The 12,655-nt window shown below is 33.8% G+C and carries 9 protein-coding genes; 5 read left to right on the forward strand and 4 right to left on the reverse strand.

The features are described 5' to 3' along the window. Positions 1-36: 36 nt before the first annotated feature. From TERY_RS17105 to TERY_RS17120, 4 genes are all read right to left on the reverse strand, one after another. Positions 37-639 carry a nitroreductase family protein gene (locus tag TERY_RS17105; RefSeq protein WP_011612983.1) on the reverse strand — a complete coding sequence of 201 codons (603 nt, stop codon included), beginning with the start codon at positions 637-639 and terminating at the stop codon, positions 37-39. Positions 640-733: 94 nt separating this feature from the next. Further along, positions 734-1,609, reverse strand: coding sequence for an NAD(P)H-binding protein (locus TERY_RS17110; protein WP_011612984.1), 876 nt, complete (start codon positions 1,607-1,609; stop codon positions 734-736). A 457-nt stretch (positions 1,610-2,066) separates the two neighbouring features. After that, positions 2,067-2,852 (reverse strand): exodeoxyribonuclease III, encoded by a 786-nt coding sequence (gene xth, locus TERY_RS17115; RefSeq protein ID WP_011612985.1) that lies wholly within the window; start codon positions 2,850-2,852, stop codon positions 2,067-2,069. 524 nt (positions 2,853-3,376) lie between these two features. Then, positions 3,377-3,925, reverse strand: coding sequence for a GIY-YIG nuclease family protein (locus TERY_RS17120; protein ID WP_011612986.1), 549 nt, complete (start codon positions 3,923-3,925; stop codon positions 3,377-3,379). 434 nt (positions 3,926-4,359) lie between these two features. Between TERY_RS17120 and TERY_RS17125 the strand changes: the two genes are divergently transcribed. From TERY_RS17125 to TERY_RS17145, 5 genes are all read left to right on the forward strand, one after another. After that, the gene (locus TERY_RS17125) at positions 4,360-4,977 is read left to right on the forward strand and encodes a hypothetical protein (protein ID WP_011612987.1); all 618 of its coding nucleotides are present in this window, start codon (positions 4,360-4,362) and stop codon (positions 4,975-4,977) included. Between the two features lie 67 nt (positions 4,978-5,044). Then, on the forward strand, positions 5,045-5,917 hold the full coding sequence (locus TERY_RS17130) for an alpha/beta fold hydrolase (protein WP_011612988.1): 873 nt from the start codon (positions 5,045-5,047) through the stop codon (positions 5,915-5,917). Next, the gene (locus tag TERY_RS17135; protein ID WP_011612989.1) at positions 5,914-8,364 is read left to right on the forward strand and encodes a GH116 family glycosyl hydrolase; all 2,451 of its coding nucleotides are present in this window, start codon (positions 5,914-5,916) and stop codon (positions 8,362-8,364) included. Before TERY_RS17130 ends, TERY_RS17135 begins: the two co-directional genes overlap by 4 nt. A gap of 589 nt (positions 8,365-8,953) precedes the next feature. Further along, positions 8,954-9,898, forward strand: coding sequence for a tetratricopeptide repeat protein (locus TERY_RS17140; protein ID WP_011612990.1), 945 nt, complete (start codon positions 8,954-8,956; stop codon positions 9,896-9,898). 399 nt (positions 9,899-10,297) lie between these two features. Next, a complete protein-coding gene (locus TERY_RS17145; protein ID WP_011612991.1) occupies positions 10,298-12,649 on the forward strand; it encodes an NACHT domain-containing protein in 2,352 nt (783 codons plus the stop codon). Positions 12,650-12,655 lie beyond the last annotated feature (6 nt).

A 12,655-nucleotide genomic window follows, 5' to 3' on the forward strand; every position in this document is an offset into this window, starting at 1 on the left:
TTCCTATATCAACCCAAACTACTGAACTGGAGGTATCTATTGAATAAATGAAGCAGTCTGACCAAACTCTCCGGTAAATACAAAAGAACTGATTTGTTTACGACTGCGGGGAGAAAGTTCTCTCTCCCGTAAAGACTCAGGCAAAATTTCAGGTTCTCCTGGATAGCCAATAGCTATAGCTGCTACTGGTTCATATTGTTCTGATATTTTATATAATTCACGTGCTTTATCAATATCAAAACCTCCCATTTGATGAACTCTTAAACCCATTTCTGTTGCTTGAAAAGTTAAGCATGCTACTGCTAAACCCACATCGTGAAAAGCGTGTCTATTAGGTTTATTATTGCTCTCAAAAAAAAGTCTAGCAACAGATATCATTAACACAGGAGCAAGAGTTGCCCAAGGTTGATTTCCGTCTACTAAACAATTAAAAAGACGCTCATATTCAACAGGATTTTCTTTGGTCGCAACTATGAAATTCCAAGGTTGTTCATTGAAACAAGAAGGAGACCATCTGGCTGCTTCTAGAAGTGAAAGTAATACTTCTGATGAAACCATTTTATCAGCAAAAGCTAAAGAACTCCAACGTTTTTTTAGTAACTCGTTAATTGGATATTGATTATCTGTAGGTTTTTCCATTTCTTGAATTTTTGAGTAATTTTTTAAAGTCTATATAAATCTTATTTTAATTGTGAGATATTATAGATATTTAATTTTTCCAAAAAATATAATATTATATCCCCATTTGCCGACAAATATAACTTTCAACAGATTCCATTTTCATCTCAAATATTCTCTCTAAATTATCAATTTCTTCTGAAGTACAGAAAAATTCATTTGCCAATAATACTCTTAAAGTACCCAAAGTTTTTTGCAGTTCAGGATTAAATAATCCCAGAGTATTTCGTAATCCATCGAATATAAATAATGGCGGATTAATAAGTATAGGTTCCCGATTAAAAACACTACTAAATATCTGAGCAATTTCTCCTCTAGAAATAATTGCTGGTCCACCTACAGGGAAAGTTTGATTACAAGCAGCTTGTACAGAAACAGAATCCACTGCAATTTTTGCCAAGTCATCTGTACTAACTATTGAAGTACGATTTTTAGAGTCTCCAATAAGTAGATAAACTCCTGTATCTCGAAATCTTTCTGCCAATGGTAATAGATTAGAAGCAAAACCAGAAGGTTGCAAAATAGTATAGTTCAATCCACTAGCTTTGAGATATTTTTCTACTTCTTTTTTAGCTTTAAAAGTTGGTGAATCTTCATATCCACGATTTGCTCCTAATACAGAAATAAAGACAAAGTGTTTAACGCCAAATTTCACCGCACAATCTATTAGTTCAATATTAGCTCGATAGTCAACTGCTTGAACGTCACTTGCACCACCATGGGCACTAATAATATATTCAACTCCTTGACAGGCTTTGTAAATATCTTTGTCTATTTTTAAGTCGCCTATAAAGATTTCAGATCCACAATTTTCTAATTCAGAATAGGTAGAATTTAGTCTCACAAAGCCGCGGACTGACATTTCCTTTTGTGTCAATATACTAATAATTCTGCGACCTAATCCTCCGGTTGCTCCTGTTACTAAAAACATAATTAATTTTGGTTAGCTATTAAATAGAATAGTTCAATCGAAAAGTTTACTGAAAAATTGGGTTTAAAGCCTCACTTTTCTAGAGGGACTTTTTAGTTAATTTTTCCCATAAATGATAGCATTATTTAATGTAGTAATAATATATTAGTTACTCCTTGGGAGAAGCTTTGCTTTTCATCTAGGGAAGCTAAACTGAGACAACAAAGGGAGATGGAGGTAAGCTTAACCCACCCCCAGCAGGGATGGGCGCAGCAACTTTTGAAATGCTTACATCGGAGCTAGGGCTCAGTTGTTTCTCTGAGCTTAACAGCTGGGGAGGATGTCAACAAATTAAAAACTTACCATAACAGGAATGCTATCTAAATAGTGAGATATTGAGGCTGCTTTTTCCTATAGTTACTATAACTACTAGATTATTGCTTCCTTCTTCCTTCTTCCTTCTTCCTTCTTCATTTTTTCAAAATTCTACAATAACTGGTGCATGGTCACTAGGTTTTAGTAACTCTCTTGGATTCTTATCTATTACACACATTGTTGCTTTTTGAGAAAGGGGTAAACTAAGATAATGATGGTCAATACGCCAACCACGATTACGGCGAAAACCTGCTGCTCTATAATCCCACCAACTGTAATGACCTCCTTCGGTGGTAAATTGGCGAAAGGCATCGACTAATCCTAATTTGAGAATTTCTTGTAAAGCTTGGCGTTCGAGATCAGATAATCCTACAGAATTTTTACAACCTTCTGGGTCGTAAATATCCCGGTCTTCTGGGACAATATTAAAATCTCCACAAATACATAAATTAGGCGATTTGTCAAGAATTATTTTTACATATTCTTGCAACAATTTTAACCAATCAAGTTTGTAATCATATTTTTCACTACCGACACTAGAACCATTGGGAACATAAAGATTAAGAATACGAACATCATTTATTACCCCAGTAATTAACCGTTTCTGTATGTCAAAATCTCCTACTTTATGATCACCTAAAATAGGTGCAAAACCACTACTAATATCTTCCATTGGGGAACGACTAAAAATTGCCACGCCATTGTAAGATTTCTGACCAGAAACATAAATATGGTAGCCTAATTCTGCAAAAGGCGATCGCGGAAAATCTTGGTCAATAACCTTAGTTTCTTGCAAACAGAGAATGTCAACAGAGTTTGCTTTTAGCCATTCTATCACTTGTTGTTTACGAGTGCGAATTGAATTTACATTCCAAGTAGCTATTTTCATTATGGTTTGTATTAGAAGTCACAAGAGTAATAGTAGTGATAATTTTCTGTGATTACAAGTGATTAACTGTTGGTGAGTTTCTTGAGAAAGTTGTCTAAGTTATTTATCCCTGCTGAAGTTTTTTTGTAGCCAACAATATAAGTGGTAGACTGACATATAGTAATTTTTGTTCAATAAGTTGTAAAGTTTTATTATCAGTATATCTAAAATATTACAATAGTAGGGAATTTAGCAGTCGTATATAAGTAGTGATTTTTGGAATTAGGCTCCTGAGAGTGAAAAGGTATATATTGTAAATATCACTACATCTACAGGACTACCGGGAATTTAAGAAACCGGGTTTGTATTAGATGATTTATGATGCTTATGTATCTCTCACAAACCAGGTTTCTAACAATATTCGGAAACAAGTGGGCTTGATATGACTATTGATCTTTCAAGTTTTAATTCCCTCTCAATTTCTCAACAACTTTTCCCTTTTCTATTTCTCCATAGCTGATGGCTAATAGCTGATAGCTGAGTGCTTACTTCAAGTCTAACAAACCAGTTGCTTTCAGTTTAGGATTAAAACGAATATTTTCTTGTAAACCTCTAGTTTTTAATACCTCTAAAATATTAGTTTCTACTCGCCTAGCTATGTTTTTTAGCAGTTTTTCTTTAGCTACTTCATCAATTAATGGATCTTGATATTGTACTCTTTCTGCTTCAGTCATTTCTTGTTTAGTATCTATGGGTTGATTCCATTTTGCTTCTGCTGTACCATTGCCTATAGGTAGGGAGCCATTTTCATTAATCCAAGCTGCTTTTATACCTTCTAATATAGTACGATTTGGGCGTTCAATAGTTTGTACTTTTAGCCAATAGCAACTATTAGGTTGACGGACTAAATGTAGTTTAAGACTCTGATATACATCACGAGAATAGCCTACAAATAGTAGCTTTTTTTCCTGGTCAAAAATTCCATAAACACCTATTTTTCCTTGTAAAGAAAATGGTAATTTTCCGGCGGAATCAACATAAGGTAAATATTCTAATTTGGATAATTCTGGTATTTGTATTTCGGTGTTAGTCATTTCAGTTATGAGTTATAAATTATGAGTCATAAATTATGATTTATCAGTTATCAATACCTCCCACTAAAGTTAATTTTTATTTTCTATATTTATGTAATACCGTATTCTTTGTTGAGATAGTCTTGTTGGTTCCTATCACATTAAAAATATCTTTAGCTTATATTACTATAAGACTACAAAAAGCGTGAGAAAATTAATATAATTGAAATCTTTTGTAGCCAATAGTTTTGAGTTGGGCTGATAGCTGTTGGTGGAGTATTTTGGCATAGAAATGTTTAAATGTATATTTGTTTGATTTAGCTTAAATACTTTGAGTAAATATGAATAATTGTTAAGGCATGATTTTATTGGACAAATTATGATATTATCTTGAGATAAAAAATGTAGTATCTATTATTAAACTAAATATATATCATGGGTATTTAGCTATATTTATGGAAAATAAGGAAACATTATCAAGAACGTTAAATAATTCTAAAAGTCAACTTAAGTGGCTAGAAATAGCAGAATATAGTGCTTTAGGCACTTCAATTTTGACGTTATTTTTTGAACAAATTTTGTTTGCTGCAACTTCAATAATATTAGCATTATTTTTAAATAGAATTAATCGAAAAATATTTGAAGAAAAAATCCAAAAACAGATTGATAATGAAATAGAAGAATTAACAATAGATATAAGCTCAGTTTTTCAGAATTTAGACTCACGACCAAACAAAAATACTGAACAAACACCAGAAGTATCTATCAATTCATATCAAAATCAATCAAACTTTGAATACAGTACAATTACAAAAGAAGATTGGGAAGGAATAAATATTAAATTTTCAGAGATTGAAGAAGAACTACAATCATTAAAAGATTTAGCTACAGACTTACAGCAAAATTTAGGATATAACTTAGAATTAACAAAAAATACATCAATGGCAAATGAAATAGAGGAATTAAAAGCACAAATCACCAAGTTACAAGAACTAAATAGGGATATTGTTAGACCATATTTTATTCGTCTAATTCGTGCTGTTAAGCAATTACAGAATACCGGAAAATATTAAAGTAGAATTACTTTTAACAAAGTAATGACTCAAGAGGCTAACATACAACATATAACATATAACAAAAATGACTATTCTTCAAGTTTCTTTAATAGGATTAGCAGCTATTTATATATCTGGTTTTATGTTGCTAAGATTACTACAAAACCGATTGATATTTGAACCTAAATCATTGTTGTTAGGGACTCCTGCTACTTTTAATCTTCCTTATGAGGAAGTTTTGCTATCAGTTGCAACTTCTAAAAATCAGACAGAAAAAATATTTGGTTGGTGGATTCCCAAAACAGAACCCACTGCTAAAGTTATTCTATTCTTACATGGGGCTAGTGGTAACATGGCAGCTCAAGAAAAAAGTTGCAATCTTGAGCGTGTAGTAAAACTATATCAGTTAGGATTTTCGGTATTTATGATTGATTACCGGGGATACGGTAATAGTACAGGCAGATTTCCAACCGAAGCGACAGTTTATGAAGATGCTTCAATAGCTTGGAATTATTTAACTCAAGAAAAAGGGTTTTCACCAAAAGAAATTTTTATTTATGGATATTCTCTTGGAGGAGCGATCGCTGTTAATCTCTGCCTACAACAACCAAAAGCAGCAGGACTAATAGCTGAAAGTTGTTTCACTTGTATCAAAGACATGGCTAAACACAGATATAAAATCCAGATATTTCCCCTGAAATTACTGATCACTCAAAAATTTGACTTCATTAACAAAGTAAAATCAATAAAAGTACCAGTCTTATTTATTCATGGTATGAAAGATCAAGTTATACCTATAACGATGAGTGAAAGATTATTTGCTGCTGCACCGGAGCCGAAAAAACTGCTGTTAATGCCAAATGCAGGACATAATAATTTGGCTCAGGTAGATAGCGATCGCTATCTAAAAGCATTGCAGGAATTCTTTACTAATCACTTAATAAAATATAGAGTATGAATCAACAAAATCCTATCCCTAACATTCCAGCCATATCCTGGAATCGCCCCATTGGTCTTGATTGGGACAAACCTTACACAGTCCGTTATAGTAGTAATATTGATGATGGCCCATGGCACGGAATGCCTCTGGGAGGTTTCGGTGCAGGTGCCACTGGTCGTTCCCCCCGGGGGGATTTTAATCTTTGGCATCTTGACGGTGGGGAGCACATTTATCAAAATCTGCCCGCCTGTCAATTTAGCGTTTTTGAAGAAACAAAAGGACAGAAACAAGCTTATGCTTTATCTACCGAATTACCCACTGATGGTAGTCTATCTGCTTGGCAGTGGTATCCTCGGGAAAAAGCCGGGCTCAAGACTGGCACTTATCACGCTCTTTACCCCCGCAGCTGGTTTGTTTATGAGAATGTATTTACTGCACAATTAAGTTGTGAACAATTTTCCCCAATTTTGGCAGGTAACTATCAAGAAACCAGTTATCCGATCGCTATATTTGAATGGACTGCCCATAATCCCACAGATGAAGCAATTACACTTAGCATAATGCTAAGTTGGCAAAATACTGTTGGTTGGTTTACCAATTCTGTGAAAACACCAGAAGTGAGAGTGCGAGATGATGGTAGCCCAGTTTATGAATACAAACCTCGGTGGGGAGAGAGTACAGACAACTTTAACTTATTAGTAGAAGATTTTCACCGTATTGGTTGCACTATGACCAAATTAAGTATTGCCGACGAACCTGCAGAAGGAGAGGGGCAAATGGCGATCGCGACTTTTATCAATGCCGGCATGGAAGTTTTCTATCATACAAGGTGGAACCCTACTGGTACTGGGGAGGATATCTGGCATTACTTTGCTCTAGATGGCTCTCTCATAGATGAAGAAAACGAACTACCAGCAACTGAGGGAGAACAAATTGGTGTGGCTATATCAGTTCGTTTTACTATCAGACCAGGGAAAAACAGGAAAATTCCTTTTTTTTTAGTTTGGGATTTACCTGTGACTGACTTTGGTAATGGGGTTTCATATTACCGCCGTTATACAGATTTTTATGGTCGCAATGGCAAAAATGCCTGGTCGATGATTCGTACTGCCATGAAGCATTATCAAACTTGGCGGGAAAATATTGAAGCTTGGCAAAATCCGATTTTGCAACGGGAAGATTTGCCTAATTGGTTGAAAATGGCTTTGTTGAATGAACTTTATGACCTCACCAGTGGTGGAACTATTTGGGCGGCTGCTAGCGATAGCGCTCCTTACGGTCAGTTTGCTGTTCTGGAATGTCTTGATTATCGTTGGTATGAGAGTTTGGATGTTAGGTTGTATGGTTCTTTTGGGTTGTTAATATTGTGGCCAGAGTTGGAAAAGTCTGTTTTAGTTGCGTTTGCGCGAGCAGTTTCGACAGCGGATGATACACTGAGAATTATTGGTTACAATCAAGTGTCGGCAGTGAGAAAGGTTGCTGGAGCTACTCCCCATGACTTGGGTGCACCGAATGAGCATCCCTGGGAAATGACAAATTATACCAGTTATCAGGATTGTAATCAATGGAAGGATTTATCTAGTGATTTTGTATTGCAGGTATATCGAGATTTTTTGTTGACTGGTGCAGATGATTATGAGTTTCTCTGGCAGTCTTGGTCTGCTATTACGGAAACTCTAGCATATCTTAAGGGTTTTGACAAAGATAATGATGGCATTCCTGAAAATGAGGGAGCGCCTGACCAAACTTTTGATGATTGGCAGTTGCGGGGTGTGAGTGCATATTGTGGTGGACTATGGCTGGCTGCACTTGAGGCAGCGATCGCTATTGGGAAAGTTTTAATTGAGCATCCTAGGGAAATTCCTTATTACCCGCCTAAGGGTTTCTATTCTGAGGTTGATAAAAATTCTGTAGATGCAATTAATAATCAGGTTTATTTGTATCAAGGTTGGTTAAAAAAAGGATTGCCTATTTATCAAGAAAAGTTATGGAATGGGGAATATTATCGTTTGGATAGTGAGAGTAATTCGGAAGTAGTAATGGCTGATCAATTATCGGGTCAATTTTATGCCAAGCTGTTAAATTTGGAGGATATTGTCCCTGCTGAATGTGCTTTGTCTGCTTTAAAAACTGTCTATAATTCTTGTTTTAAAAACTTTCATAATGGCAAGTTTGGTGCGGCAAATGGGGTGTTACCTGATGGTTCTCCAGAGAATCCTAATGCTACTCATCCTTTAGAGGTTTGGACAGGAATTAATTTTGGTTTAGCGGCTTTTATGGTGCAAATTGGTATGAAAAAAGAAGCTCTGGAAATAACTGAGGTAGTTGTGGGACAAATTTATGAAAATGGTTTACAATTCCGCACTCCAGAAGCTATTACAGTAATGGGTACTTTTAGAGCTAGTCATTATTTAAGGGCAATGGCAATTTGGGCAATTTATTTAGTCATAGAAGCAAAAAGGTGAATTTAAAGTCAAAAGTCAAATTTTTCCCTTACCTAGTTATCTCTGATTAGGAGATTCTAAAACCATTTTCTGATAGGGAGATGGGGGGGTGGGGGAAGAGCGATCGCTCTTTTGATATCTGGTATAAAAAAAACGGATAAGGTTAAGTAAATATGTCTAAGTATCTATAACCTCAATAAGTACTAATTATCCCATTATGACCATCAATAAAATCTTTTAGAACGCAAAAACGTGGCATTTCTGTGGGGGTAATTAATCAAGGTTTTTACTTATGTTTCGGAATCTTTCTATAATATTGCCTAATTTTACCAACTAAATTTGCTCGCTACTTTATAATTAGATAGCTAGAATAAGAATGAAAAAGCTCTATATATATAGGGGGGTTAGGGGAGGGTTTAAGTTCCTCTAAAAAGTGGGGTAATTGGCGGAGGCTGAGGGGGATGAATTTCTGTGAAACGTACAATAAATTATAGATTATGACTGATAGCTGAACACTAAATGCTTACTATCTAACTACTAAATATATATGGCAAAAATACTTGATATTTAGTATTAATTTTTCATTCTTACTTATTCCTTTAAAAATGAAATGGATAGACAAATACTAATTTCTTCAGATGACTATCAGGGCTGGTATAATGCGGGAGTAAATCTTAGTACACTGGGAAAATATCAGCACGCTATTATTGCTTTTGATAAGGCAATAAAAATTAAACCTGACTACTATGCTGCCTGGAATAATAGAGGCAATGCATTAAAAATATTAGGTAGATTACACTTAGCTTTAAATAATTTTAATCTAGCTATAAATATGGAACCAAATTATTATTTAGCGTGGTATAATAGAGGGAATTTACTAAATGATTTAGGGCGATATCAGGAAGCAATAAGTTCTTTTGAGAAAGCGATACAAATTCAACCTAGTTTCTATCAAGCTTGGTACAATTTAGGAATTTCTTGGAATCGTTTAGGACATTACCAAGAAGCTTTTGAAAATTATCAGCAAGCAACAAAAATTAAACCTAATTTATATCAAGGGTGGTATAATGAAGGTAGAGTATTGTTTGACCTCGGAAGGTATCAGAGATCTTTGAAAAGTTTTGAGCAGGTAATAAAACTTAAACCTAATCATTATCGAGCTTGGAATTTTAAGGGAAAAACCTTATTTTATTTAGGGGATGCGGAAGGAGAAATTATGAGTTATGAGAAAGCAATAGAGGTGAAAATAGACTATCAGGAAGCTTGGAATAATTTAGGTCAAGCTTTGTCGAATTCAGGAAATTGGTATAAGGCGATTATTTGTTTTGATAAAGCTATAGAAATTAAGCCAGGTTATTCTTTGGCTTACTATAATAAAGCTCGTTGTTACGCTTTGCAGGAAAAGGTATATTTAGCAATTGAAAGTTTAGAAGAAGCTATTAATTTAGGGACTGATAAATACTACCGAGAAATGGCACAAACTGATACTGATTTTAATAATATTCATTTGAATCCTAAGTTTCAGGATTTAATTAAGAGTGATTTGATGTCTTAGAAGGAAGACTTTTGAGTAGGAGACCTATTCATAAGCCCTTTTAGTACGAGGAGTAGTAGAAAGGATATTGATTGTATAAAGGTCTCCGTACAACATTTAAAAATTAATACAATTCGAGAGGGTTTATTGACGGATAAACTTACTTCTTATTTATTTTGGGCGGGCAATTATTTGTTTAATTTACTTGATGCAAATAACTAATATAATTTACGGAATTTAAAAGTAAAAATTTATACATTAATATTTTAAAAGTTTAATTTTTTTATGCAACAGTAATTTCAGTATTTCATATTTCAATATCAAGTTTTAATATCAATATAAGTAGTGTAGCCTAAGTTAATGAAATTAGTTTAATATATAAAAAGTTAAATAATTAAATAATCAAATAATCAAATAATTATGATGGAATGGTTAATTACTTGGGGAGCTGGTAAAGCAGTTGAGTTTCTTGCTGAGAAAGTTATCGGAGAGTTAGTTAAGGGTGCTGCTGAAGACTACGTTAAAGATTTTTTTAAGCAATGTTTTTCTAATGCTATTAGCAACATAACAGAGAAAGAACCTTTGCAAAAAGCTATGGCAGAAGCAACTAAAGAATTTTTAGAATTAGTACAAAAAGAATTAAAAGAAGTTGGCGTGGATGAAAGTCAATTAGAGCAGTATATTAAACCCTTAGAAAAGTTTATTAAAAATAAATCAGTTTTGGCAATTTTGGGTAGTGCTTTTGAGGAAAATATAACTCTAGATATTAAGCAATTAGCTACTATTGGGAATCAAATAAACCCATCTTTTTTACCAGATGAATTTGACTGGGACTTAGTTATCAGGCAATACCAGAGAAAAGTCAAAAAGATTATTCAAAAATCAGATGAATTACGGCAAATATTAGATTCCAAATCTCTGGAAGAACTGGCAAGTCAAACTTCAGTCAAACCCGAATTTAACTTAATAAAACATCAAGAGGGAATTCGAGAAAGATATGGCAACCTCAGATTAGACAGTTTAGATACTAAAGGTCTCGCTTATAACATCGAATTATTGAAAATTTTTATTCCTCAAAAAGTACGGAAAATTCAAGAATTTATACCTCAAATTCATCTTATGCCCAAACAATATCAACAGCAATTAAAAGAGACTGGGCAGTTAGAAACAGCACTTTCTCAAGAACAATTAGAAAGTTTGGAGCGCCAATATTTTGAACAGCAGACTCGTTCAGTTTTAGAATTACAAAAAAACAAAGAATATCAATATTTAGTAATCTTAGGTGACCCTGGTTCTGGTAAGTCTACTTTATTAAGATATATAGCTCTTGAGTGGACAAAAATATTACCCAAAGATTTACCTTTTCATCCAATTCCTATACTAATTGAACTGCAAACTTATATGGGTAATTATAATGAAAAAAAGTGTGAAAATTTTCTAGATTTCCTAGAAAAAGGTAGTGGAGTTATTTGTCATATCTCTCAAAAGGAACTTCATAACAAATTAAAAAAGGGTGAAGCTATTGTCATGTTTGATGGGTTAGATGAAGTTTTCGACCCTGAAAAACGAGAAAGGGTAATAACTGATATTCATCGGTTTACTAATGACTATAAAAAGGTGCGAGTTATTGTTACTTCGCGGGTAATAGGTTATAAATTACAAAGACTCCGAGATGCTGAATTTTGTCATTTTATGTTGCAAGATTTAGATGAGGAACAAATTAATTATTTTATTAAAAATTGGCATGAGCTTACTTACAAAAGTGAAGAAGAAGAGACAAAAAAGTGGAGAATGGGACGGTTAAAACAAGCAATTAAGGATTTTTCAGCTATTAAAGAAATCGCTAGAAATCCTCTATTATTAACTATGATGGCTATTATGAATCGTAATCAAGAACTTCCAAAATATAAAGCTGACCTCTATAATAATTCTTCAGAACTTTTGTTAAAGTGGGATGTAGAAAGGGCGCTTCGTAGAGAAGGGATGGAACAAATTAATCTTGACTCTATAACAATTAAAGACAAGCAGGAAATATTGCGCCGGATGGCTAAGTTTATGCAGGAAAATAAAAAAGGTTTTGCTGGCAATTTAATCTCTGAGAATAATGTAGAAATAATTATCAAAGAATATCTAGATTTTCTAGGTTTTAAGGATGCAATAATTATAGCTAGAGCCCTGCTTAAAGAGTTACGCAATCGGAATTTTATTTTATGTTTTGTTGGGGGTGGATATTATGCTTTTGTACATCGAACTTTTTTAGAATATTTCTGTGCCTGGAGTTTTGTTTGGGAGTTTAAGGAGACACAAACTATAAACATAAATCAGTTGATAAATGATGTTTTTGAGAACCATTGGCGGGATGAAAATTGGCATGAAATTTTGCGATTAATTGCAGGAAAGATTAATGCTAATTTTGTGGGAAAAATTATTGGTTATTTGATGGAAAAAGATGGGGAAGAAGAAAAATTTATGAATTTATTTTTGGCGGGGAAATGTTTATTTGAAGTTGAACACCCTCAGCATATTGATGAGATAGCTTCTGAGTTATTGAATAGGTTAAAAGCTTTGACAAATTATAATCTTGATCATATTGACTATGATAGTAAAATTCGTACTCAAGCTGTAAAACTTGTGGCAGAAACTTGGAGGGATAATCGTTTAAATGAGGCTAATATTAAGACTTGGCTCGATAATATTGCAGAATCTCATAGTGATTTGAATGTACGGGAGAGAGCAAAAGAAGAGTTAGCTACTAGATGGAAAAATGACTGATAAATT

The sequence above is a fragment of the Trichodesmium erythraeum IMS101 genome (assembly GCF_000014265.1).
GTDB lineage: Bacteria > Cyanobacteriota > Cyanobacteriia > Cyanobacteriales > Microcoleaceae > Trichodesmium > Trichodesmium erythraeum.